At 50.2% G+C, this 23,465-nt stretch carries 21 protein-coding genes and 1 pseudogene; 12 read left to right on the forward strand and 10 right to left on the reverse strand.

Annotation, left to right across the window (positions count from 1 at the left end; translation table 11 throughout):
* The first annotated feature begins 150 nt into the window (after positions 1-150).
* A complete protein-coding gene (gene fadH / locus FC814_RS01180; RefSeq protein WP_137325400.1) occupies positions 151-2,169 on the forward strand; it encodes an NADPH-dependent 2,4-dienoyl-CoA reductase in 2,019 nt (672 codons plus the stop codon).
* A 52-nt stretch (positions 2,170-2,221) separates the two neighbouring features.
* On the opposite strand, the gene higA is transcribed toward fadH, so the two are convergent.
* The 3 genes from higA to rlmG all read right to left on the reverse strand — a co-directional run bounded on the left by higA (position 2,222) and on the right by rlmG (position 4,303).
* Positions 2,222-2,638, reverse strand: a complete 417-nt coding sequence (gene higA, locus FC814_RS01185) for a type II toxin-antitoxin system antitoxin HigA (protein ID WP_000560254.1) — start codon at positions 2,636-2,638, stop codon at positions 2,222-2,224.
* Positions 2,635-2,949 (reverse strand): type II toxin-antitoxin system toxin HigB, encoded by a 315-nt coding sequence (gene higB / locus FC814_RS01190; RefSeq protein ID WP_000550188.1) that lies wholly within the window; start codon positions 2,947-2,949, stop codon positions 2,635-2,637. The genes higA and higB overlap by 4 nt, the downstream gene beginning before the upstream one ends.
* Positions 2,950-3,166: 217 nt before the next feature.
* Entirely contained in the window at positions 3,167-4,303 is a 1,137-nt protein-coding gene (gene rlmG / locus FC814_RS01195) for a 23S rRNA (guanine(1835)-N(2))-methyltransferase RlmG (protein WP_137325401.1), read from the reverse strand.
* 84 nt (positions 4,304-4,387) lie between these two features.
* Here rlmG and FC814_RS01200 point away from each other — a divergent pair, with 84 nt between their 5' ends.
* The 5 genes and pseudogenes from FC814_RS01200 to sstT all read left to right on the forward strand — a co-directional run bounded on the left by FC814_RS01200 (position 4,388) and on the right by sstT (position 9,625).
* The gene (locus FC814_RS01200) at positions 4,388-4,891 is read left to right on the forward strand and encodes a M48 family metallopeptidase (RefSeq protein ID WP_065227709.1); all 504 of its coding nucleotides are present in this window, start codon (positions 4,388-4,390) and stop codon (positions 4,889-4,891) included.
* A gap of 77 nt (positions 4,892-4,968) precedes the next feature.
* Positions 4,969-5,661 (forward strand): annotated as a pseudogene (locus FC814_RS01205) (vancomycin high temperature exclusion protein).
* Positions 5,662-5,739: 78 nt separating this feature from the next.
* The gene (locus tag FC814_RS01210; protein ID WP_137325402.1) at positions 5,740-6,726 is read left to right on the forward strand and encodes a Gfo/Idh/MocA family protein; all 987 of its coding nucleotides are present in this window, start codon (positions 5,740-5,742) and stop codon (positions 6,724-6,726) included.
* A 283-nt stretch (positions 6,727-7,009) separates the two neighbouring features.
* Positions 7,010-7,975, forward strand: a complete 966-nt coding sequence (gene alx / locus FC814_RS01215) for a TerC family membrane protein Alx (RefSeq protein WP_001098822.1) — start codon at positions 7,010-7,012, stop codon at positions 7,973-7,975.
* A gap of 405 nt (positions 7,976-8,380) precedes the next feature.
* Positions 8,381-9,625, forward strand: a complete 1,245-nt coding sequence (sstT, locus tag FC814_RS01220) for a serine/threonine transporter SstT (RefSeq protein WP_000211391.1) — start codon at positions 8,381-8,383, stop codon at positions 9,623-9,625.
* 3 nt (positions 9,626-9,628) lie between these two features.
* Here sstT and FC814_RS01225 read toward each other — a convergent pair whose 3' ends face one another.
* From FC814_RS01225 to uxaC, 3 genes are all read right to left on the reverse strand, one after another.
* Positions 9,629-10,180, reverse strand: coding sequence for a YgjV family protein (locus tag FC814_RS01225; protein ID WP_000128138.1), 552 nt, complete (start codon positions 10,178-10,180; stop codon positions 9,629-9,631).
* An 82-nt stretch (positions 10,181-10,262) separates the two neighbouring features.
* Positions 10,263-11,750, reverse strand: coding sequence for an altronate dehydratase (gene uxaA / locus FC814_RS01230; protein ID WP_001199359.1), 1,488 nt, complete (start codon positions 11,748-11,750; stop codon positions 10,263-10,265).
* A gap of 14 nt (positions 11,751-11,764) precedes the next feature.
* On the reverse strand, positions 11,765-13,177 hold the full coding sequence (gene uxaC / locus FC814_RS01235; protein WP_000187442.1) for a glucuronate isomerase: 1,413 nt from the start codon (positions 13,175-13,177) through the stop codon (positions 11,765-11,767).
* Positions 13,178-13,655: 478 nt separating this feature from the next.
* Between uxaC and exuT the strand changes: the two genes are divergently transcribed.
* Positions 13,656-14,954 (forward strand): hexuronate transporter ExuT, encoded by a 1,299-nt coding sequence (gene exuT / locus FC814_RS01240; RefSeq protein WP_024165155.1) that lies wholly within the window; start codon positions 13,656-13,658, stop codon positions 14,952-14,954.
* 82 nt (positions 14,955-15,036) lie between these two features.
* Here the strand turns inward: exuT and FC814_RS01245 are convergent, their stop codons facing one another.
* The 4 genes from FC814_RS01245 to FC814_RS01260 form a co-directional block, all read right to left on the reverse strand.
* Positions 15,037-16,122: a CfaE/CblD family pilus tip adhesin gene (locus FC814_RS01245; protein ID WP_085461217.1), complete on the reverse strand. Its 1,086-nt coding sequence runs from the start codon at positions 16,120-16,122 to the stop codon at positions 15,037-15,039.
* Entirely contained in the window at positions 16,119-18,803 is a 2,685-nt protein-coding gene (locus tag FC814_RS01250) for a TcfC E-set like domain-containing protein (protein WP_137325403.1), read from the reverse strand. Before FC814_RS01250 ends, FC814_RS01245 begins: the two co-directional genes overlap by 4 nt.
* 90 nt (positions 18,804-18,893) lie before the next feature.
* Positions 18,894-19,394: a CS1 type fimbrial major subunit gene (locus tag FC814_RS01255; protein WP_000708860.1), complete on the reverse strand. Its 501-nt coding sequence runs from the start codon at positions 19,392-19,394 to the stop codon at positions 18,894-18,896.
* 29 nt (positions 19,395-19,423) lie between these two features.
* Complete coding sequence (locus FC814_RS01260; protein WP_000225830.1) at positions 19,424-20,140, reverse strand: fimbria/pilus periplasmic chaperone; 717 nt, start codon at positions 20,138-20,140, stop codon at positions 19,424-19,426.
* 295 nt (positions 20,141-20,435) lie between these two features.
* Between FC814_RS01260 and exuR the strand changes: the two genes are divergently transcribed.
* The 5 genes from exuR to FC814_RS01285 all read left to right on the forward strand — a co-directional run bounded on the left by exuR (position 20,436) and on the right by FC814_RS01285 (position 23,463).
* A complete protein-coding gene (gene exuR / locus FC814_RS01265; RefSeq protein WP_000406033.1) occupies positions 20,436-21,212 on the forward strand; it encodes a transcriptional regulator ExuR in 777 nt (258 codons plus the stop codon).
* Between the two features lie 343 nt (positions 21,213-21,555).
* Positions 21,556-22,218: a DedA family general envelope maintenance protein YqjA gene (gene yqjA / locus FC814_RS01270; protein ID WP_000422149.1), complete on the forward strand. Its 663-nt coding sequence runs from the start codon at positions 21,556-21,558 to the stop codon at positions 22,216-22,218.
* A 3-nt stretch (positions 22,219-22,221) separates the two neighbouring features.
* Positions 22,222-22,605 carry an EnvZ/OmpR regulon moderator MzrA gene (mzrA, locus tag FC814_RS01275; RefSeq protein WP_001166774.1) on the forward strand — a complete coding sequence of 128 codons (384 nt, stop codon included), beginning with the start codon at positions 22,222-22,224 and terminating at the stop codon, positions 22,603-22,605.
* Positions 22,606-22,751: 146 nt separating this feature from the next.
* The gene (gene yqjC / locus FC814_RS01280) at positions 22,752-23,120 is read left to right on the forward strand and encodes a DUF1090 family protein YqjC (protein ID WP_010346332.1); all 369 of its coding nucleotides are present in this window, start codon (positions 22,752-22,754) and stop codon (positions 23,118-23,120) included.
* Positions 23,121-23,157: 37 nt separating this feature from the next.
* Positions 23,158-23,463 (forward strand): YqjD family protein, encoded by a 306-nt coding sequence (locus FC814_RS01285; RefSeq protein WP_000031409.1) that lies wholly within the window; start codon positions 23,158-23,160, stop codon positions 23,461-23,463.
* Positions 23,464-23,465: the final 2 nt, after the last annotated feature.

The following is a 23,465-nucleotide window of genomic DNA, read 5'->3' on the forward strand; positions in this document are numbered from 1 at the left end:
CGGCAAGCGTCGCATCCGGCATTACCCCCGGGCGCATTCTTTTTGAATCCCATCACAAACCCCGCATTCCCCTTTTCCCTTTTCCCCGGCGACGGCTAAATTAGAACTCATCCGACCACATAACAATTATTTTACATACTGGACAATTTTATGAGCTACCTGTCGCTGTTCGCCCCGCTGGATTTAGGTTTTACCACGTTAAAAAACCGCGTGTTGATGGGCTCAATGCACACCGGGCTGGAGGAATACCCGGACGGCGCTGAACGGCTGGCGGCGTTTTATGCTGAACGCGCCCGTCACGGCGTGGCGCTGATTGTCAGCGGCGGCATTGCACCAGATTTCACAGGCGTTGGCATGGAAGGCGGCGCAATGCTCAATGACGTCAGCCAGATCCCGCACCATCGCACCATTACTGAAGCGGTGCATCAGGAAGGCGGCAAAATTGCCCTACAAATTTTGCATACCGGGCGCTACAGCTACCAGCCGCATCTGGTGGCACCTTCCGCATTGCAGGCTCCCATCAACCGTTTCGTTCCTCATGAACTCACCCATGAAGAGATTCTGCAACTGATCGACAATTTCGCCCGCTGCGCGCAACTGGCGCGGGAGGCCGGATACGATGGCGTCGAGGTAATGGGTTCCGAAGGATATTTGATCAACGAATTTCTTACCCTGCGCACCAACCAACGTAGCGACCAGTGGGGCGGCGATTACCCTAACCGGATGCGGTTTGCCGTTGAAGTGGTGCGAGCAGTGCGCGAACGCGTCGGCAACGACTTCATTATTATCTACCGTCTGTCGATGCTAGACCTGGTCGAAGACGGCGGTACTTTTGCCGAAACGGTACAACTGGCGCAGGCCATCGAAGCGGCTGGCGCGACCATTATCAACACCGGCATTGGCTGGCATGAAGCGCGCATTCCGACCATCGCCACGCCCGTGCCGCGCGGTGCCTTTAGCTGGGTCACGCGCCAACTGAAAGGCCACGTCTCGCTGCCGCTGGTGACCACCAACCGGATTAACGATCCGCAGGTTGCCGACGACATTCTCTCGCGCGGTGATGCCGATATGGTATCGATGGCGCGACCGTTTCTTGCTGATGCGGAGCTGCTGTCAAAAGCGCAATCAGGGCGAGCCGATGAGATCAACACCTGCATTGGCTGCAATCAGGCCTGTCTCGATCAGATCTTCGTTGGCAAAGTCACCTCGTGCCTGGTGAATCCTCGCGCCTGCCATGAAACCAAAATGCCGATCCTTCCTGCCGTGCAGAAAAAAAATCTGGCGGTGGTCGGTGCCGGTCCGGCGGGGCTGGCGTTTGCCATTAACGCGGCGGCGCGTGGTCATCAGGTAACGTTGTTTGATGCGCACAGTGAGATCGGCGGTCAGTTTAATATCGCCAAACAGATCCCCGGCAAAGAGGAGTTTTACGAAACGCTACGTTACTACCGGCGGATGATCGAAGTAACAGGCGTGACGCTGAAACTCAATCACACCGTGACGGCGGATCAGTTACAGTCGTTCGATGAAACGATCCTCGCCAGTGGGATCGTGCCGCGCGTTCCGCCTATCGACGGGATCGATCATCCGAAGGTATTGAGTTATCTCGATGTACTGCGCGACAAAGCGCCGGTGGGCAACAAAGTTGCCATCATCGGTTGTGGCGGGATTGGCTTTGACACGGCGATGTATTTAAGTCAGCCGGGCGAATCCACCAGCCAGAATATCGCCGAGTTCTGTAATGAGTGGGGGATCGACAGCAGCCTACAACAGGCTGGTGGCTTAAGTTCGCAAGGGATGCTGATCCCCCGTAGCCCACGGCAGATTGTGATGCTCCAACGCAAAGCCAGCAAACCAGGTCAGGGGCTGGGTAAAACCACAGGCTGGATCCATCGCACCACCCTGCTCTCGCGAGGCGTGAAAATGATCCCAGGCGTAAGTTATCAGAAGATCGACGATGACGGGCTGCATGTGGTGATCAACGGCGAAACGCAGGTATTAGCCGTGGACAATGTGGTGATCTGCGCAGGGCAAGAGCCAAACCGCGCGCTGGCGCAACCGCTGATTGATAGCGGGAAAACCGTGCATTTGATTGGCGGCTGCGACGTGGCTATGGAGCTGGACGCACGCCGAGCGATTGCCCAGGGAACACGGCTTGCACTGGAGATTTAAATCGTTATTTGACGTGCCGGATGCTGCGTTCATGCCGCATCCGGCAGTTGCATTAATCAATAAACAAGGCGGGAGAAATACCGAATCGCGCTGCCAGTTTTTTAGCGTGTTCCAGCGTTAATTTCCTCTTCCCGTTCAAAACGCGTGACACCATCGACTTGCTACCAATTTCCGGCAGATCGGAAAGGGTTAAACCGTATTGATCCATCAGGGTACGAATCACAGCAACACCACCTGGCATGGCTTGAGCCATGGCATTAAATTCAGCAAATTCGGGCGCTGATTCTTCCCACGCGGTTATTTTGGCACACACCAGATCCAGCAAGGGATTTTCAGGATCGTTAAGCAGCAGATGATCGACCAGTTCCAGCGCCTGGGCGTATTGTTCTTCGTTCTGGATACCCGCCAGAAAAGGTGCCACAGCAGTTAGCTTTTCTCCCGCCTGCAAGATGTCGGCAATCGCAATCATTTTTTCCCCTTAGTACGATGAATGGCGGTAAAGAAATCGTATTCTTTGTGCGTCATAACTTCGCGTATGTAGCACTTTTGCGATTCAAAAAAGACCATTGCGACAACACGTAATTCATTGCCCCCGACATTGAAAACATAATGCTTATCCAGATATTTGAAGTTATCCAGAGATGGGAACACTGCTTTTAATGACTCAGGTTTTTTGAAATATCCCTTAGCAATCGTGTTCCCCAAAGCCACCAGCTCCGTTTTGTGTTGCGGGTATTTTTCCGCAGCATCTTTCAGTGCTTTTTGAGTGATCAGGTGCATTCTTCATCATGTCCGTTGACAAATTGGCAATATGATAACATTCGTTGACAGATTGGCAACGAATGAATTTATCTGTATGACGGAAGAATAAACGTTGAGAAATGCCAAACAAGAGAATGCAGGGGGCGGTGACAGGGATTTTTTGTTTTATGGAAGCGAGATTCCAGAAATGAGCAGCATTGCCGGATGCGCCGCATCCGGCAGGTAGTTGCCAATCTTACCGACGACGCCCCAGCTTCACCGCTTTCAGCACCACAAATTTATTATTCGTAGCAATAGTGGTGCAGTTGCCGAAAATTTTCTTCAGTTTATGGAAGTAATCCAGATGGCGGTTGGCAACGATATACAGCTCACCGTTGATTTTCAGGCAGCGGCGGGCGTGGTGGAACATCTCCCAGGCGACGTTATCGGTCAGCGCATGTTGCTGATGAAACGGCGGGTTGCAGAGCACAGCATTAAAGCGGAAAGGCTCCACGCCGGAGAGCGCGTTGTTGATCATAAACTCGCAGCGATCCAACGCCTCTGGCATGTTGGTTTCTACATTCAAACGGCTGGAAGCAACCGCCATCGGTGATTCATCGACAAACACCACTTTCGCCTGCGGGTTTTTATCGAGCAATGTCAGGCCAATAACGCCGTTACCACAGCCGAGATCGACAATCTCACCTTCGAGGTTCTCCGGCAGATGCTGCATAAAGAAGCGCGCGCCAATATCCAGCCCGGTGCGGGAGAAGACATTCGCGTGATTGTGGATAGTCCAGTCAGTGCCTTCCAGCTTCCAGCTAACGGTCTGCGGCGCATCGGCCAGCGGCGGTTCATTGAAAGTACAATTAATCAGGCGCGCTTTTTTCCATGCCAGCGTGGTGGTGGTCGGGCCGAGCACTTTTTCGAACAGTTCCAGCGTGGAAGTGTGGATATCGCGGGCTTTAGCACCGGCAATAATACGCGTATCCGACGTGACCACTTTGCGCAGCGCACGCAGTTGCTGTTCCAGCAATGCCAGCGTTTTCGGCACTTTGATCAGCACCACACCCGGCTGCGGCGGGTAGTCGGCAGTGCTGTCGAGAAACTTCACACTCGACTCATCAATCCCGTTGAGACGTAAATTCTCGCGCGTTGCCAGTTCGCTGATATACGAGTCGCCAATGCTGTACGGCTTATGTTCTGCCAGCGCACAGCTTAACGCGCCAAAGGCATCATTCAGGATCAACACCGGGCCGCAGATTTCTGTGTCGTCCAACTGTTGCAGCAGATATTCATCCGCCGCTTCCCACGCCTGTAGCGGGTTAACGTCATCTGTCGCCGGAAAACGTTGTAGTGTCAGTGAACGGAAACCGTTGTCTAAGTGGCTCATCGGCCCTCCTGAATGATAAAATTTCGACGTTGCCCCTGAAAAGGGTGCGTGAGTATACCCTTTTTCTCTTTTTCGTGGGCGGTTATGAGCAATCTTACTTATCTTCAGGGTTATCCCGAGCAGCTACTTTCCCAAGTGCGCACGCTGATTAATGAACAACGTCTGGGCGATGTGCTGGCAAAACGCTACCCGGGAACGCACGACTACGCCACCGATAAAGCCCTCTGGCAATATACCCAGGATCTGAAAAATCAGTTTCTGCGCAATGCCCCGCCGATCAATAAAGTGATGTATGACAACAAGATCCATGTGCTAAAAAACGCGCTCGGGTTACATACCGCTGTTTCTCGTGTGCAGGGCGGCAAGCTGAAAGCGAAAGCAGAGATCCGCGTCGCTACCGTGTTTCGCAACGCGCCGGAACCGTTTTTACGTATGATCGTCGTCCATGAACTGGCGCATCTGAAAGAGAAAGAGCATAACAAAGCGTTCTATCAATTGTGTTGCCATATGGAACCGCAGTACCACCAGCTTGAGTTTGACACCCGGCTGTGGCTAACGCAGTTGTCGCTTGAGCAGGACAAAATCTGAAAATGATGCCAGGCGTTATATTTTCAACCATTAACGCCTAAAATCGACGCCCCCTCTTTTCGTTAAGGATAACGACCATGCTGCGCGCATTTGCTCGCCTTCTTCGCCGCGTTTGTTTTTCTCGCCGGACTCTTAAAATTGCCTGTTTATTGTTGCTTGTGGCAGGAGCGACCATTTTTATCGCCGATCGCGCAATGGTCACCGCCAGCAAGCAGCTGACCTGGAGCGATATCAACGCCGTTCCGGCGCGTAACGTGGGTTTATTGCTGGGGGCGAGACCGGGTAATCGCTACTTTACCCGACGCATTGATACCGCAGCAGCGTTGTACCATGCCGGAAAAGTGAAATGGCTGCTGGTAAGTGGCGATAACGGACGTAAAAATTACGATGAAGCATCAGGCATGCAGCAGGCTTTGATCGCTAAAGGCGTACCGGCGAAAGTGATCTTCTGCGACTATGCCGGATTCTCAACGCTGGATTCGGTAGTGCGTGCCAAAAAGGTGTTTGGGGAAAACCATATCACCATTATTTCGCAAGAATTTCATAACCAACGCGCCATCTGGCTGGCAAAGCAATACGGCATTGATGCCATCGGGTTTAACGCGCCAGACCTGAATATGAAGCATGGCTTTTATACTCAGCTACGGGAATAACTCGCCAGAGTCAGTGCGGTGATTGACGCGAAAATCCTCCATCGCCAGCCGAAATATCTTGGGTCATCGGTCATGATTGGTCCGTTTAGTGAGCATGGCTGCCCGGCGAAAGAATAATGCGTATCTGCGCACGTCGAAGATGAAAAAGGCGTGCTACATTGACGACAGAATCCCTTTATGGAGTATCCACGCGTTATGATACGTTTCGCTGTGATTGGCACGAACTGGATCACTCGTCAGTTCGTCGAGGCCGCCCATGAGAGCGGTAAATACAAGTTAACCGCCGTTTATTCCCGCAGCCTTGAACAGGCTCAGCACTTCGCCAATGATTTTTCTGTCGAGCATCTGTTTACATCGCTGGAAGCGATGACGGAAAGCGATGCCATTGACGCGGTGTATATTGCCAGCCCGAATGCCCTGCACTTTTCCCAGACACAACTTTTCCTTAGCCATAAAATTCATGTGATTTGCGAGAAGCCGCTGGCGTCGAATCTGGCGGAAGTGGATGCCGCCATTGCCTGCGCACGAGAAAATCAGGTGGTGCTGTTTGAGGCATTTAAAACCGCCAGCCTGCCGAACTTTCATTTGTTGCGCCAGGCGCTGTCGAAAGTCGGCACATTGCGTAAAGTCTTTTTCAACTACTGCCAGTATTCCTCGCGGTATCAGCGTTACCTGGACGGTGAGAATCCCAACACCTTTAATCCGTCATTCTCTAACGGTTCAATTATGGATATCGGCTTTTACTGCCTGGCGTCGGCGGTAGCGTTATTTGGTGAACCGAAAAGCGTGCAGGCAACCGCCAGTTTACTGGCAAGTGGTGTAGATGCCCACGGCGTGGTGGTGATGGATTACGGTGATTTCAGCGTCACCTTGCAGCATTCAAAAGTGAGCGATTCTGTGCTGGCAAGCGAGATTCAAGGCGAAGCGGGATCGCTGGTGATTGAAAAACTTTCTGAATGCCAGAAAGTCTGCTTTGTGCCACGCGGCAGCCAGATGCAGGATCTCACCCAACCGCAGCATATTAATACCATGCTCTACGAAGCAGAGCTGTTCGCTACCCTGGTGGATGAGCATCTGGTGGATCATCCAGGGCTGGCGGTCAGTCGCATCACTGCCAAACTGCTGACCGAGATCCGCCGCCAGACTGGAGTTGTTTTTCCGGCCGATAGCGTAAATCTATAATTGTTACCGTAAAGCAGTGTAAAAGGCATGTAACAGACCATTGACTGGCTGAATGGTCTGTCATACTTTGTTACCCGCAAAGGGGAGTAACTTCATTGCCGGTCGATCGTCATTACGATGTGTGAAAAACCACATCCGGTCACCGGGCAACCCGAAAGGAATACGCAGACGTATTCCTTTTTTGTTGTAAGTGAGACCTTGCCGGAAGGCGAGGTCTATGCATAAAAAGCAGCGGCTGACGTCTTCCGACGTTGGCCGTTTTTTTTATGTGTAAGGAACTTCTATGAATACTGTCGGCACGCCGTTGCTATGGGGCGGATTCGCTGTTGTTGTCGCCATTATGCTGGCTATCGACCTGTTGTTGCAGGGGCGTCGTGGGGCACATGCCATGACCATGAAACAGGCTGCGGCCTGGTCGCTGGTCTGGGTGACGCTGTCGTTACTCTTTAACGCCGCTTTCTGGTGGTATCTGGTGCAGACACAGGGGCGCGAAGTCGCTGACCCGCAGGCGCTGGCCTTCCTCACGGGTTATCTGATTGAGAAATCGCTGGCGGTCGATAACGTCTTCGTCTGGTTAATGTTGTTCAGCTATTTCTCTGTTCCGGCGGCATTACAGCGCCGCGTGCTGGTGTATGGCGTGCTCGGGGCGATTGTTCTGCGTACCGTCATGATCTTCACCGGTAGCTGGCTGATTTCGCAGTTCGACTGGATCCTATATATCTTCGGTGCATTCCTGCTGTTTACCGGCGTGAAGATGGCGCTGGCTCATGAAGATGAATCAGGAATCGGCGACAAGCCGCTGGTGCGCTGGCTGCGCGGTCATTTGCGCATGACCGATACCATCGACAACGAGCATTTCTTTGTGCGTAAGAATGGCTTGTTGTACGCCACACCGCTGATGCTGGTGCTGATTCTGGTGGAATTGAGCGATGTGATTTTCGCCGTGGATAGCATTCCGGCTATCTTCGCTGTTACCACCGATCCGTTTATTGTGCTGACCTCAAACCTGTTTGCGATCCTCGGCCTGCGTGCGATGTATTTCCTGCTGGCAGGCGTAGCAGAACGTTTCTCGATGCTCAAATATGGTCTGGCGGTGATTCTGGTGTTTATCGGTATCAAGATGCTGATTGTCGACTTCTACCATATTCCGATCGCCGTCTCGCTGGGCGTGGTGTTTGGCATTCTGGTGATGACGTTTATTATCAACGCCTGGGTGAATTATCGGCATGATAAGCAGCGGGTAGAATGATTTTTAATCTGCCTGAGCCGTGTACCCTGTCATCAACATGAGCACCGTTTTCTCCCTCTCCCTTCCAGGGAGAGGGTCGGGGTGAGGGTAATTTTTCGCACCAATGCTGGCCTGTTCCCCTCACCCTCACCCTCACCCTCTCCCCAAAAGGGGCGAGGGGACTGACCGGGTACTTTTTTGACGTTGTCATCAGTCTGGAAGCCGCACGTTGGGCTTTATTTTTATGTCAAATAAATGTAACAATTAAGTTGCAAAACATGACCTCCCTTTAAAATCCAGCATTTTTCGCTTCCCGAAGCTGTAACTTTCCTTATACTCGACCTTGCAAACACTTTGTTACATCCTGAAAGATGCGTCGAAAGAACGTACCAGGGATGTACGACAACACAATGAAAGGATCGAAAAATGACTACGCAACATTCACCGGGGCTATTCCGGCGTCTGGCTCATGGCAGCCTGGTAAAACAAATCCTGGTCGGCCTTGTTCTGGGGATTATTCTGGCATGGATCTCAAAACCGGCGGCTGAAGCTGTTGGTCTGTTAGGCACTTTATTTGTTGGCGCCCTGAAAGCCGTAGCACCCATCCTGGTGCTGATGTTGGTGATGGCTTCCATCGCTAACCACCAACACGGGCAGAAAACCAATATCCGCCCTATTCTGTTCCTCTATCTGCTGGGTACTTTCTCCGCCGCACTGGCCGCAGTCGTTTTCAGCTTCGCCTTCCCTTCTACCCTGCATTTGTCCAGTAGCGCAGGCGATATTTCGCCGCCGTCAGGTATTGTGGAAGTGATGCGCGGACTGGTAATGAGCATGGTTTCCAACCCCATCGACGCGCTGTTGAAAGGTAACTACATCGGGATTCTGGTGTGGGCTATTGGCCTCGGTTTCGCGCTGCGTCACGGTAACGAAACCACCAAAAACCTGGTCAATGATATGTCGAATGCCGTCACCTTTATGGTGAAACTGGTGATTCGCTTCGCACCAATCGGTATTTTTGGTCTGGTTTCTTCTACCCTGGCAACTACCGGTTTCTCCACACTGTGGGGCTACGCGCAACTGCTGGTCGTGCTGGTTGGCTGTATGTTGCTGGTGGCGCTGGTGGTTAACCCACTGCTGGTGTGGTGGAAAATTCGTCGTAACCCGTTCCCGCTGGTGCTGCTGTGCCTGCGCGAAAGCGGCGTGTACGCCTTCTTCACCCGCAGCTCTGCGGCGAACATTCCGGTGAATATGGCGCTGTGCGAAAAGCTGAATCTGGATCGCGATACCTATTCCGTTTCTATTCCGCTGGGAGCCACCATCAATATGGCGGGCGCAGCAATCACCATTACGGTGTTGACGCTTGCTGCGGTTAATACGCTGGGTATTCCGGTCGATCTGCCTACGGCGCTGCTGCTGAGCGTGGTTGCTTCCCTATGTGCCTGTGGCGCCTCCGGCGTGGCGGGGGGTTCTCTGCTGCTGATCCCACTGGCCTGTAATATGTTCGGTATTTCGAACGATATCGCCATGCAGGTGGTTGCCGTCGGCTTTATCATCGGCGTATTGCAGGACTCTTGCGAAACCGCACTGAACTCTTCAACTGACGTGCTGTTCACTGCGGCTGTTTGCCAGGCAGAAGACGAGCGTCTGGCAAATAGCGCCCTGCGTAATTAATGTTTAACCCCTTTCGTCAACGGCGGAAGGGGTTTTCTCCACTTTAAACGGATCAATTCCCCTTTTCTGCATCCGCCAGAAACGAATGATATTCAGGCCATTCATTAGCAGAAAACTGCCCTCAATCATCGTGCCGCCAATCGACCCCGCCCAGAAGTTGTGAATCACCCAGCAACACGTTGAAAACCACATCACGCAGCGCATGGTCAGCCCTTTACAGCGGAACAGCGCCCAGGTACTGACAATCGTGCCAATAACCGGCAATAGTTCAACAGGATGATGGAACTTCGCCAGGCCGATTCCGCCAGTCAGCACAATAAATATCGCCATTACCCATAAGCTGCGCGTGCGTAAGGTAATCAACGTACGAATAGCATTAAGGATGGCACTGGCACCGGCAGGATAAGTGCCCAGGAGGAAAAAATGCACGCCAATAACGGCGCTATAGACCGAAAGCTGCTTTTTGAAGCGACGTTCGTCACGGTTAAAAAATGTAGTGATACCAATCAGAAAGGCGATGACACCCACGCCCTGGGCCAGCCAATACGCGGTCATGATAAATCCTTAACAGGTATGGAAAAGCAAACGGCGCTTCACATTATGAAACGCCGTTTTTTATTAACAACTCATTTCGACTTTATAGCGTTACGCCGCTTTTGAAGATCGCCAGTTCGCGGAAGTCGTTACGCTCGTTGCAAGTTTGCTTACCGTTGGCAAACTCAACGATGGTATCGATAAATTCTTCCAGCAACTGCGGCATCGCTTTTCCGTGAATCAACTGACCCGCGTCAAAGTCGATCCAGTGTTTTTTCTTCGCCGCCAGTTCACTGTTGGTGGCAATTTTCACCGTCGGCACAAAACCACCATACGGCGTACCGCGACCGGTACTGAACAGCACCATGTGACAGCCTGCGCCCGCCAGGGCACTGGTCGCTACGGCATCGTTACCCGGCGCGCTCAACAGGTTCAGTCCCGGCGTTTTCAGACGCTCGCCGTAACGCAGCACGTCAACCACTTCGCTGGAACCCGCTTTCTGAGTACAACCAAGTGATTTATCTTCCAGCGTGGTGATACCGCCCGCTTTGTTCCCCGGTGATGGGTTTTCGTAAATGGGCTGGTCATGAGCAATAAAGTACTGTTTGAAATCGTTGACCATGGTGACCAATTTTTCAAACGTTGCTTCGTCGCGGCAATGATCCATCAGCAACTGCTCTGCGCCAAACATCTCCGGCACTTCGGTCAGTACGGTAGTACCGCCGTTAGCAATCACGTAGTCAGAAAAACGCCCCAGCATCGGGTTAGCGGTAATACCAGAAAGACCATCAGAACCGCCGCACTCCAGACCAAACTTCAGTTCGCTGAGTTTGCCTGGCTCGCGTTTATCGTTGCGCATCACGTTATACAGTTGATGCAAATGCTCGATCCCGGCTTCGATCTCATCATCCTGCTGTTGGCAGATCATGAAATGAACGCGTTCAGGATCGATGTCCCCCAGCGTTTCACGGAAGACATCGACCTGATTGTTTTCACAGCCCAGACCAATCACCAGCACTGCGCCCGCGTTCGGGTGGCGCACCATGTTTTGCAGCATAGTGCGGGTATTGATGTGATCGTCACCCAGTTGTGAGCAGCCGTAGGTGTGGCTGAAGAGGAACACGCCGTCAGTACCTTCAGCGTTGTTGGTCTCTTTCAGGAAACGGTTCTGGATCTGCCGCGCGATGCCGTTGACACAGCCCACGGTTGGCAGGATCCACAGCTCATTACGCACCCCGACATCGCCGTTAGCGCGACGATAGATCTGCACTTCACGATCTGCCGCTTGTGCTGGCAGTTCGTGAAAATCAGGTTGATAGCGATACTGATCCAGATCGCTCAGATTCGTGCGCGTATTGTGGGCGTGAACGTGTTCCCCCGCCGCAATATCCGCCAGCGCATAACCAATCGGCAGGCCATATTTGATGACGTTGGCCCCTTTTGCGATATCCGTTAACGCAAATTTATGTCCTCGAGCGACATCCTGGCGCAGCGTAACGGTTTGGTTATCGACACTGACTTCTGTGCCTTCCGCCAAATCTGCTAAAGCAACCGCGACGTTATCCAGTGCATGGATCTTGATGTATTGCATATCAACCCCAGACCTTAGTTCAGTTCAATGGCGAAATAGTCACGCGCATTGTTAAAGCAAATGTTTTTCACCATCTCGCCCAGCAGGTTGATGTCCGCCGGTGCTTCGCCCGCTTCCACCCAGCGACCGATCATCTGGCACAGAATGCGGCGGAAGTATTCGTGACGGGTGTATGACAGGAAGCTACGGCTGTCAGTCAGCATACCGACAAAGCGGCTCAGCAGACCGAGCTGCGCCAGTTGGGTCATCTGACGTTCCATACCGTCTTTCTGGTCGTTAAACCACCAGCCGGAACCGAACTGCATTTTGCCCGGCATACCTTCGCCCTGGAAGTTACCGATCATGGTGCCCAGCACTTCGTTATCGCGCGGGTTCAGGCAGTAGAGAATGGTTTTCGGCAGCAGGTTTTCTTCGTTCTGTTTGCTCAGCAGTTTAGACAGCTCTTCTGCCATCGGACGGTCGTTGATGGAGTCAAAACCAACATCCGGCCCCAGCAGTTTGAACTGACGCAGGTTGTTATTACGCAGAGCGCCGATGTGGTACTGCTGCACCCAACCGCGACGTGCGTATTCGGCACCAAGGAACACCAGCACCGCAGTTTTAAACTGTGCCACTTCGTGCTCACTCAGGGTTTCGCCTGCCAGGCGGCGTGCCAGAATGCTGTCCAGTTCCGCTTCGTTCGCTTCAGCAAACATCACCACATCCAGCGCGTGGTCAGACACTTTACAGCCGTGAGCGGCGAAGTGATCCAGACGTTTGGTCAGGGCGGTTTGCAGGTCTGCAAAGCGGCGAATGTCGGTATCAGAAACTTCACCCAGCTTCGCCATATAGTCGTTAAAGGTCGCCTGTTCGATGTTGAAGGCTTTATCCGGACGCCAGCTCGGAAGCACTTTAATGGTGAAAGAGCCATCTTTGGCGATCTCTGCGTGATGCTCCAGAGAATCGATCGGGTCATCAGTAGTACCGACCATTTTCACGTTCATCTGCTGCATGATGCCGCGCGCGGAGAAGTTATCCTGCGCCAGCAGTTCGTTACATTCGTTCCAGATTTCATCGGCAGTCGACGGAGACAGCAGTTTGCCCGTGATACCGAACGGACGACGCAGTTCGAGGTGCGTCCAGTGGTATAACGGGTTGCCGATAGTGTGCGGAACGGTCGCCGCCCAGGCGTCAAACTTTTCACGGTCAGAGGCATCACCGGTACACAGGCGTTCAGCTACACCATTGGTGCGCATTGCACGCCATTTGTAGTGATCGCCTTTCAGCCAGATGTCATACAAATTCTTAAAGCGATAGTCTTCTGCAATCTGCTGCGGCGGCAAATGGCAGTGGTAGTCGAAAATCGGCTGGTCTTTTGCGTAGTCGTGATACAGACGGCGGGCAAATTCAGTATCTAACAGGAAATCTTCAGTCATAAACGGAGTCATTATCGTCTTCCTCTTAACGAGTGAGCTAGCTTGCTTATGGTGCGATGCTGACAAAGTTATCACACCAATTTCCAGAGCCAGAAGATATTTTCGTGAGTTAGATCAATAAACGTAGTTAAAAAAATTACTCTCAAAGTGGTAAATATCGCTGCAAGCCGCGCCGTTACTGGCCTCGCTATCATCGTGTAATGTCCCTACAAATATTCGCACATTTGTGATGGCTCTCACCTTTTAAAGTTGTATGACAAGTTATCTTTTTGCCGTCGCAAATCATAAGTCGACGGAATGCAAATTGCCGATTCATTCTCTGGATGGATTGGATTGACCGGTACGGAAGCCGAATTAGCACGAAACTTTCATGGCAACGTTCGGGGCGTGCCGGTTTTTTTTCGGTTACCCGGTCGTAAGTAACATCTTCAGCCTCTGGCGGGATGATGGCCGCGATTACTGCGGATATAACAAAACGATGAGGTTTTACATGCGTAAAATTAAAGGGTTACGTTGGTATATGATCGCACTGGTGACGCTCGGCACCGTGCTCGGTTACCTGACGCGTAACACTGTGGCGGCAGCTGCGCCAACTCTGATGGAAGAGTTAAACATCTCCACCCAACAGTATTCCTACATCATCGCAGCTTATTCTGCTGCTTATACGGTCATGCAACCGGTAGCGGGTTATGTACTGGATGTTCTGGGTACAAAAATCGGTTACGCGATGTTTGCCGTGTTGTGGGCTGTGTTCTGTGGCGCTACCGCGCTGGCAGGTAGCTGGGGCGGCCTGGCGATTGCTCGTGGTGCGGTAGGTGCTGCTGAAGCAGCAATGATCCCAGCGGGTCTGAAAGCCAGTTCCGAATGGTTCCCGGCGAAAGAGCGTTCCATCGCAGTAGGTTACTTTAACGTTGGTTCTTCAATTGGTGCGATGATTGCACCGCCGCTGGTGGTATGGGCAATTGTGATGCACAGCTGGCAGATGGCATTTATCATCTCCGGTGCGCTGAGCTTTATCTGGGCGATGGCATGGCTGATTTTCTATAAACACCCGCGCGACCAGAAACATCTGACTGATGAAGAACGCGAATACATTATTAACGGTCAGGAAGCCCAGCACCAGGTTGGCACGGCGAAGAAAATGTCCGTTGGTCAGATCCTGCGTAACCGTCAGTTCTGGGGTATCGCGCTGCCGCGTTTCCTGGCTGAACCGGCGTGGGGGACTTTCAACGCGTGGATCCCACTGTTCATGTTTAAAGTTTACGGCTTTAACCTGAAAGAGATCGCGATGTTCGCCTGGATGCCGATGCTGTTTGCTGACCTCGGTTGTATCCTCGGTGGTTACCTGCCGCCGCTGTTCCAGCGTTGGTTTGGCGTGAACCTGATCGTCTCCCGTAAGATGGTAGTCACGCTGGGTGCGGTGCTGATGATTGGCCCAGGTATGATCGGTCTGTTCACCAATCCATATGTGGCGATTATGCTGCTGTGTATCGGTGGTTTTGCTCACCAGGCACTGTCTGGCGCACTGATTACGCTCTCTTCTGACGTGTTCGGTCGTAACGAAGTGGCAACGGCAAACGGTCTGACCGGGATGTCCGCATGGCTGGCAAGTACGCTGTTTGCCTTGGTTGTTGGTGCTCTGGCTGACACCATCGGCTTCAGCCCGCTGTTCGCAGTGCTGGCAGTGTTCGACCTGTTAGGCGCGCTGGTTATCTGGACGGTATTGCAGAACAAACCGGCGATTGAGGTGGCGCAGGAAACACATAACGATCCCGCCCCGCAACATTAACGCTTAGCGTGAGTTTTAATGTCGAAGCCGCCTGTTCAGGCGGCTTCGTTGTTTATATAGAACGTTTGTCCGGCCTGGAGGGTTAATTGATAGTTGGCAAGGACGGAGTAAAGACCACCGACAGTTTACCCATGTAGTACCCGGCCTGCTTATCCATCACGCTGAACTTCTCTACCGCCAGGGTTAATGGCGTCGGCACACACATAACAGCGTAACGAATACCAGGCAGTACAACCGGACGAACGCGCTTCAGGTTAATACTGTTCCAGACCATATTTTCATTATTGCGCACGTCAATTTGCCCGCCCGTTTCCGGGTTATACATTTTTACGCGGTAATCAATACGTTCTGAGGCATCTGTCGATGTTCCTCCCTGACGATAAATCGAGAAGTCGCCATCTCTTCGCCCGGCAGCCGGGCGACCTTCATCTTTAAGCTGGATTTCATAACTGATGGCGTTGCCGTTAAAACCATCGTACAGGCACATATCCAGCGTGGTCAGATCCTGAGCATAGTTACTGCCATTGACGCTCCCCGTCGGGTGTAGATCCAACTGTACCCGTGGCGTGGCGTGGGCAAACTCCGGAAAGAAGATATCGATATGGTTGGGATCGAGCGTATTAAGCGTGATATCCGCAAAATAATCTGCTCCAGGGTAGGTAAAATGCATTTTAACGGAACCTTCCCAGACGCCACCAATCGGTAATTTTTTCATTTCTGCTTGCTCAAGATAGAGCGTTAACAGTTTTACATTGGCATTATAAGCACCGCTATTAGCTATACATCGACGAGTAGTTGTACTATCTAAAGGGAATTGCGCCGACCAGCCATCACAGTCCCCTCCTGGATTGCGGACCACAAAATTCGTATATCCTTTAAGGTTAACTGGCCAACGCATACCACTGCGCTTTTCTGTCATATAAATTTTCACGTTTGAATAATTACCAGATGGTGTACAAATCTGCTGTCGATCAGGAAAATTGCACTGATAACTTGACCATGCGGTGTCGTAGTTTATAGCAGGGGGTTCTTCCTTGTTCCAGATGTAATAATCTGCCCTGCCGACTGCCAAATCATAAGTAATTTCAGCCGTAACGTTGGGCGATGCCTGAACACCTGCAACCGAGCCCAAAAAGCAAAATAGTATGGCAATCAATCGCTTTCTCATGGTGCAACCTCCCTTTGCGCCGTTTGTACGCTCTCACGTAATTTAGGCTGTTTTAACTGCGCCTGAACCTGAATCGACTCTGGCAATTGCGAATAACTCACGACGCTACAAGTCACATCGCCGCTGTAACGAATGCTGGCGCGTTTCTTCACAACAGTCAGCGGACATTTAAGGAATTCGTGTCCGGAAAGCAGATACAGTTCTTTATCATTGCCGCTAATTTCCAACGTAAATCCGCCATCTTCAGCCACCAATAACATGGTGCTGTTCAGACCAATCAGCGGGAATTTCTCTACTGATGCTGGTAATAACAAGCGACCAATATAGTTGTAGTTAAAGCTGGCAGTGACTTCGCGATAACGTAACTTACCGGGCAGCAACATTAATTCCCGGTTTCCCGCGCCATTGATAATATTGGTTGTTCCCTGCTGGTTGCCCTGGTTGCTGTCCCTGACGTCAACAAAGCCCGACTGGAATCCAGCATAGGGGAACAACACACTGTCACTTTGACCAAGTTGCAGAGTTCTGCTGCCCGCAACCCGAGCTTCGAATTGCAGATCCTGGCTCTCTTCATCCTGTTCAGTAAATCCTTTTACATCGACTAATACAGCGCCGAGCAGATCATCTGTTCCACTGGCTCCCAGATTAATTCCGTAACGACTCACCGCCAGTGTGGAACTGTAAGACCCTGTAAAGGCAGAAAGATGATCATGGTTCTTGCGATCGTAACTGTCTGATACGGTTCCGTTGAGATTACCGTACTGCCCTTCCCAACGACCATTAACCGCACTGTTTATGGTATCGGTGTTCAGGCCACCGACGGTTACGCCAAGTTCTTTATGGCTGAATGAATCGTTATAAAAGGTATGCGATAACTGCCATGAAGTTTGGTCGCCATCCTGATCGCTATAGCGATAGTCAGTCGAAACATTGGTTGAGTGACTGTTATTATTGCTGTCCATCGTTGGTGTATCAGATAACGAAAACGATAAGTACAATCCGTTGTCGTCGTTATCTCCGCCGTTGTCGTTACGATGGAAAACCCCGACAGAAGTGCTCAAAATCCAGTCACGCATTACAAAAGCGCGAGACGCGCTAAGCTGTACGGTTTCAGAAATACTTTGCGCAGAAGTCTGGCGAAGATAGTTATTTTCAAAACTCTGCTGTTTGTCCCAGCGTAAGCTGTCGTCGGTGTTATTTTGCGTGCGGGTATAACCCAGCATCATGTTCCAGCCGATAAGATTCTGTGAAATCGTAGCGGATATGCTTTCATAACAGCTTAAGGCGTTGTAGCTATCTCTGCTGTCGGTTGTACAAGCATCTCCGTCGGAGTTGGTACGATAAAAGCCCAGCGTCGGCCATCCCGAATTACTCCAGTTAACCTGCTGCATATCACCTTTGCCGCCATCGTCATTGCGGAACAGACTGGCACCTACGGCAAGATTCCCCACCCCGCCTAAATCCGCCGTCCAGTTATTACCTAACTCGAAAGCATTCACATCATCGGCATTCGCCAGCCCTGCGTAGAGCTCATATTGTGGATGTAACGGCAGGCGAAAACCCAGTTGATAAGCTGAACTTTCGTCATCGGCAGCCTGGGAGGTGGTTTTACCGGCCTGTAAGAACCACTGCGCATTTCCGTCCGTCAGCCCCCCTGTTTTGGTAAAAGGGACAAGTTCAGTGCGGGTGAGTTGGTTGTTCTCATAAACTTTTAACGCCACGCTGTAGCTGCCTGGCGGAAAGGAACCAGTATCAATAAATTGCGAACCACTATTGAGATAAAACGATCCCAGAAGTTGTTCATTACGATAAGCGTCAACACGAGAATTGCGCGAAAGCAGGACCATTACTGGCGTTCCTTGCTGACTCTGCGCCTGGTTTAAATAACTGAGTGTTGACCCGATACGCATTCCATCGATTGCACCGAGTGGCAGAAAGTTAAAAGTAAAATTCCCGCCTTGTGCATTAAATAGCGTGCGGTTGTCCATTCGCCCCGCCTGCACATAATAACGACGTAAAAAATCATAACGATAATAGAGATCGCTGACATCAGCATTATTATCGCTGACATCTTCTGCCTCATAGCCATTGAAATTCCAGTGCCCGCCAATATAACTATTCTCTGTGACACCCAGCGCACCATTGCCCTGAATGGAGAACGATTGGTAATCATCCTGCACCAGCACGTTAATATCCTGCTGATGAATAAATGCATTAATCGCGTTTCTGTCTGGATTTAAATATAGCGATTTTGAATTTAACGAGGAACTCCATTGGGGATTCAGAAAGAGGGTGGCGGAACTCTCTTCATCATTAAAAATAATGTCAACAGAATCGGTATTGAGAAAGCCACATCCTGAATCGGTCTGCGCAAAACCACAAGCCAGTTCACCATGACGCGCCAGTGGTTGTGCCAGTCTCGCTTTTACGGCTTGAGTGATTTTTTGGTCTTTGGTATCCAGCTCCAGCTTATTATATAAACTTGCTGAATCCAGAAATGTTACCGCATCAAGATTAACCATTGCATAATATTTACCGAGACTTTTCCCGGCATAATAGACTTCAATATACTCCTGCTGTCCCTGCGCAATAACCTCAAACCCAGCGGGAATTTTAGTTAATGCTGCCTTTGCCGGGCTGAGACTCGCCAGGATCAAAAGAGCCAGTAATTTTTTATCCATGGCAACCCTGTAATCCATAACAACGACTAAAATAGTTAAAATAAGGGAGGACAAGCCCCCCTTTATTACGTATTAATTCTGTTATCCGGATTAGATATCCTGGGACAGATAGATGCTTACCACGCCACGGTAAATACCGGTTTCCAGTACACCTTTGGTGGTCTGAGCAAACATCAGGTTTTTAGCCAAAGAACCGTTGGTTAAAGCATCGGAAGCAAAAATTTTGGTTGCTTCAAAAGTGGTAGCGGCATCGGACTTGATTTCAGTACCACCCCAGGTCACAGTCAGCGGAACAGTTTTGCTGCCGTCCAGGTTATGAACCAGTTGCGCAGGGGAAACCAACTGCATTTTAATGTCTTTAGTCACATCGTTAGACCAAATTTTAGTCATCAACTGATAAGATTGCAGACCCTGACCCGGCAGATATTGCATTTCAACTGCTTTCGGCAGTGCGCTGTTATCGGTTTGCGTCATATCCAGAGCGGCATCAACGTTAGCTGTTACAGTAATATCTTTTTGTACTGCTAACGCGGAGCCTGCTACAGAGAATAACGCTGCTACCAGAAGAGATTTTGCAAATGCCTTTTTCATTACTATTCCTTCGTTTATGACAATGATAATTAATGGATCGCCAGCTCAAACTCGCCATTATCCTTAGTGATCCAGTTATTATATTTGACAACGATCTTGTCGTAGCCAGATATGCTTTCAAGATTTATTTCCTGACCAGGGAAGATATTTTTATTTACGGTCTGCATCTTACAATTATCTTTGCTATTATTTTTGCAATAAGCGATCGTTAAAAGTTTTAAACGTTGATTCCCTGCATTAAATAATTTTTTGGCAGGATTTACTTCTAACTTAGCAATAGGTTGTTGGGGTGGAACACTAACAACAATCCCCCAAATCAAGTTAACTGTTAACTGCATAGAGAGATCTTTTTTATCTGTGGCAACGTCATCAATACTGGGAACTGCTTCAAATTTAACGCGGTAATTTTTCTCTTTTTGCTCTGGTTCCATTGCGACAAAGCGCACGGTTTTGCTGCTACCGGCTGGTAAGGCGAATTTGGGTGGCATAACGACCAGATGATTTGCATCACCGGATTTAATCTCAACTTCATTTTCCTGAGGCGTCGATGGATTATCGATACGGAATACTGTCGCCTTGATATACTGAACTTCATTACTTTTAGATATTACACGAACGTTGCCTTCACCCTGACTATTAATAGAAACAGCCATAGGATAAACAGTCATATTTGACTGTGCAAAAAAAGGAGCGAACACGAATAAAAGCGGCGTAAGCCGTGATAAGAGTTTAATTTTCGCCACCATATAGAATTAATCTTACAAAATTGTTTCAAAAAAGTTAGTGCATTAGAAATGTAGATTTATTGTAAGTCAATATAAAAAAGCATTTTTAGTTAATATTAATTTAAAAAGCGAAAAATTAAGTTACTGAAACATAGTAATTTTCACAATATCGACGCTTAATTTTTAGGAATTTATAAATATTCACAATGTTAATTAAATACATTATTTCAATCACCATATCTATATATGAACAATGGCATACCCATAAATAAAGTGGTATGATAACTTTGTCCGCATTCCATTCCGGGAGACGCATATGGAAATCTCTGAACCACGCCGTTTGTACCAACAACTTGCTGCTGACCTGAAAGAGCGCATTGAGCAGGGCGTCTATCTGGTGGGTGATAAACTGCCCGCCGAACGTTTTATTGCCGATGAAAAAAACGTCAGCCGAACGGTAGTTCGTGAAGCCATCATCATGCTGGAAGTTGAAGGCTATGTGGAGGTGCGTAAAGGTTCAGGTATTCACGTGGTTTCCAACCAGCCGCGCCATCAGCAGGCGGCTGACGATAATATGGAATTTGCCAATTACGGCCCGTTTGAACTGCTACAGGCTCGCCAGCTTATCGAGAGCAATATTGCCGAGTTTGCCGCAACCCAGGTGACCAAGCAGGACATCATGAAATTGATGGCCATCCAGGAGCAGGCTCGCGGCGAACAATGCTTCCGCGATTCCGAGTGGGATTTGCAGTTCCATATTCAGGTTGCCCTGGCGACGCAGAACTCAGCCCTGGCAGCCATCGTTGAGAAGATGTGGACCCAGCGTAGCCATAACCCGTACTGGAAAAAACTCCACGAACACATTGATTCCCGTACCGTCGATAACTGGTGTGATGACCACGATCAGATCCTTAAGGCGTTAATTCGCAAAGATCCCCATGCCGCTAAGCTGGCAATGTGGCAGCATCTGGAAAACACCAAGATAATGTTATTTAACGAAACCAGCGACGATTTCGAGTTCAACGCCGACCGTTACCTGTTCGCAGAAAACCCGGTTGTGCATCTGGATACGGCCGCCAGCGGCAGCAAATGAAATTCCCATCGGGCAGGCGCTACAACGCGCCTGTACGCTTTGTCAGTAAGCAAAAAGTATAAAGTGTCAGCCTGTGTAAATCCTCTCGCCACCCTCCCCTGCAATCAGCAAAATCAGACTCCACGGACATGTAATTTTGATAACGAACAACGTTGACCTTTGTTACAATTAGATTCAATTTGAATTTATGCTATTAAATGTTTTCTTATCTCACGTTTTAACAGGGAATAGTTCAGGCCGTGTTGGTGCTCCGACCCGCAATCCATACAAAAACAGCAATAATCTGGCGGGAGTGCATCATTTAAAACCGGCGTGGCGTTAACCGATTCACCAGGAATAATGAATGGAACTTTTGACCCAATTACTGCAGGCCCTGTGGGCGCAGGATTTTGAAACGCTGGCCAATCCGTCGATGATTGGCATGTTGTATTTTGTCTTGTTTGTAATTTTGTTCCTTGAAAACGGCTTGCTTCCGGCAGCCTTTTTACCGGGCGACAGCTTACTGGTGTTGGTCGGCGTATTGATTGCTAAAGGCGCGATGGGTTATCCACAAACGATTTTGCTATTGACCGTAGCCGCCAGCCTTGGCTGCTGGGTCAGTTACATACAGGGGCGATGGCTGGGCAATACCCGCACTGTACAAAACTGGCTTTCCCATTTACCCGCGCACTATCACCAACGCGCACACCATCTTTTTCACAAACACGGTTTATCGGCGCTATTAATTGGTCGCTTTATTGCGTTTGTCAGAACACTGCTGCCGACCATTGCCGGGTTATCAGGGCTGAATAACGCACGCTTTCAGTTCTTCAACTGGATGAGCGGTTTGTTGTGGGTGTTGATCCTGACAACCCTGGGTTACATGCTCGGCAAAACGCCGGTATTTTTGAAGTACGAGGATCAGCTAATGTCATGCCTGATGCTGCTCCCGGTGGTACTGCTGGTATTTGGCCTGGCAGGTTCTCTGGTCGTGTTATGGAAAAAGAAATATGGAAATCGGGGGTAAAGGATGCAAATACCTCGCATGTCGCTTCGCCAGCTAGTCTGGTTCGGCGCTGCTTTATTGCTGGTCGGCACGCTGTTGCTGGCCTGGTCTGCGGTTCGTCAGCAAGATTCAACGCTGGCGATCCGTGCCGTTCATCAAGGCATGACGATGCCAGACGGTTTTTCCATCTGGCATCACCTTGACGCTCACGGCATTCCTTTCAAAAGCATTACCCCCAAGAACGACACTCTGTTAATTACGTTTGACTCCAGCGACCAGAGTGCCGCCGCAAAAGCAGTCCTCGACAGAACATTGCCCCATGGCTACATCATTGCGCAGCAGGACGATAACAGTCAGGCCATGCAGTGGCTGACCCGGCTGCGGGATAATTCTCATCGCTTCGGATAACTTCCTGTTATCCGAAACATATCACTCACTTTGGTGATTTCACCGTTACTGTCTATGATTAATGAGGCGGTGGTTAACACTACCGCTTCGTTGTCTGGACAATCGTTCCTTTGTAATAGGTTCGAGTCACAATGGAAGGTTCAAGAATGAAATACCGCATTGCTTTAGCTGTTTCTCTTTTTGCTCTTAGTGCCGGTAGTTATGCCACTACCCTGTGTCAGGAAAAGGAGCAAAATATCCTTAAGGAGATCAGCTATGCCGAAAAACACCAAAACCAGAATCGTATTGACGGTCTGAATAAAGCCCTGAGTGAAGTCCGGGCCAACTGTTCAGATAGCCAGCTTCGCGCCGATCATCAGAAAAAAATCGCTAAGCAGAAAGATGAGGTGGCGGAACGCAAGCAAGATTTAGCTGAGGCGAAGCAAAAAGGCGATGCGGACAAGATTGCCAAACGCGAACGGAAACTGGCAGAAGCGCAGGAAGAGCTGAAAAAGCTGGAAGCGCGCGACTACTAATTCACAATAGTCATTACTTACTCACCTGGAGAAAACTATGTCGAAAGAACACACTACGGAACATTTGCGTGCAGAGTTGAAATCCCTGTCTGATACGCTGGAAGAAGTACTAAGCGCCTCAGGAGATAAGTCGAAAGAAGAGTTGAGTAAGATTCGTAGTAAAGCAGAGCAGGCGCTAAAACAGAGCCGCTATCGCCTGGGTGAAACTGGCGAGGCAATTGCCAAACAGACTCGTGAAGCGGCGGCGCGTGCCGATGAGTACGTGCGTGAAAATCCGTGGACGGGTGTGGGCATTGGCGCTGCAATCGGTGTAGTGCTCGGCGTTCTGCTGTCGCGTCGTTAATT

It is taken from the genome of Escherichia sp. MR (assembly GCF_005280595.1).
Classification (GTDB): domain Bacteria; phylum Pseudomonadota; class Gammaproteobacteria; order Enterobacterales; family Enterobacteriaceae; genus Escherichia; species Escherichia ruysiae.

Excerpts from the sequence above, each read along its gene's own strand:
- fadH (WP_137325400.1), top strand. The coding sequence starts at position 151 with ATGAGCTACCTGTCGCTGTTCGCCCCGCTGGATTTAGGTTTTACCACG.
- higA (WP_000560254.1), bottom strand. The coding sequence starts at position 2,638 with ATGATTGCGATTGCCGACATCTTGCAGGCGGGAGAAAAGCTAACTGCT.
- higB (WP_000550188.1), bottom strand. The coding sequence starts at position 2,949 with ATGCACCTGATCACTCAAAAAGCACTGAAAGATGCTGCGGAAAAATAC.
- rlmG (WP_137325401.1), bottom strand. The coding sequence starts at position 4,303 with ATGAGCCACTTAGACAACGGTTTCCGTTCACTGACACTACAACGTTTT.
- FC814_RS01200 (WP_065227709.1), top strand. The coding sequence starts at position 4,388 with ATGAGCAATCTTACTTATCTTCAGGGTTATCCCGAGCAGCTACTTTCC.
- FC814_RS01210 (WP_137325402.1), top strand. The coding sequence starts at position 5,740 with ATGATACGTTTCGCTGTGATTGGCACGAACTGGATCACTCGTCAGTTC.
- alx (WP_001098822.1), top strand. The coding sequence starts at position 7,010 with ATGAATACTGTCGGCACGCCGTTGCTATGGGGCGGATTCGCTGTTGTT.
- sstT (WP_000211391.1), top strand. The coding sequence starts at position 8,381 with ATGACTACGCAACATTCACCGGGGCTATTCCGGCGTCTGGCTCATGGC.
- FC814_RS01225 (WP_000128138.1), bottom strand. The coding sequence starts at position 10,180 with ATGACCGCGTATTGGCTGGCCCAGGGCGTGGGTGTCATCGCCTTTCTG.
- uxaA (WP_001199359.1), bottom strand. The coding sequence starts at position 11,750 with ATGCAATACATCAAGATCCATGCACTGGATAACGTCGCGGTTGCTTTA.
- uxaC (WP_000187442.1), bottom strand. The coding sequence starts at position 13,177 with ATGACTCCGTTTATGACTGAAGATTTCCTGTTAGATACTGAATTTGCC.
- exuT (WP_024165155.1), top strand. The coding sequence starts at position 13,656 with ATGCGTAAAATTAAAGGGTTACGTTGGTATATGATCGCACTGGTGACG.
- FC814_RS01245 (WP_085461217.1), bottom strand. The coding sequence starts at position 16,122 with ATGAGAAAGCGATTGATTGCCATACTATTTTGCTTTTTGGGCTCGGTT.
- FC814_RS01250 (WP_137325403.1), bottom strand. The coding sequence starts at position 18,803 with ATGGATAAAAAATTACTGGCTCTTTTGATCCTGGCGAGTCTCAGCCCG.
- FC814_RS01255 (WP_000708860.1), bottom strand. The coding sequence starts at position 19,394 with ATGAAAAAGGCATTTGCAAAATCTCTTCTGGTAGCAGCGTTATTCTCT.
- FC814_RS01260 (WP_000225830.1), bottom strand. The coding sequence starts at position 20,140 with ATGGTGGCGAAAATTAAACTCTTATCACGGCTTACGCCGCTTTTATTC.
- exuR (WP_000406033.1), top strand. The coding sequence starts at position 20,436 with ATGGAAATCTCTGAACCACGCCGTTTGTACCAACAACTTGCTGCTGAC.
- yqjA (WP_000422149.1), top strand. The coding sequence starts at position 21,556 with ATGGAACTTTTGACCCAATTACTGCAGGCCCTGTGGGCGCAGGATTTT.
- mzrA (WP_001166774.1), top strand. The coding sequence starts at position 22,222 with ATGCAAATACCTCGCATGTCGCTTCGCCAGCTAGTCTGGTTCGGCGCT.
- yqjC (WP_010346332.1), top strand. The coding sequence starts at position 22,752 with ATGAAATACCGCATTGCTTTAGCTGTTTCTCTTTTTGCTCTTAGTGCC.
- FC814_RS01285 (WP_000031409.1), top strand. The coding sequence starts at position 23,158 with ATGTCGAAAGAACACACTACGGAACATTTGCGTGCAGAGTTGAAATCC.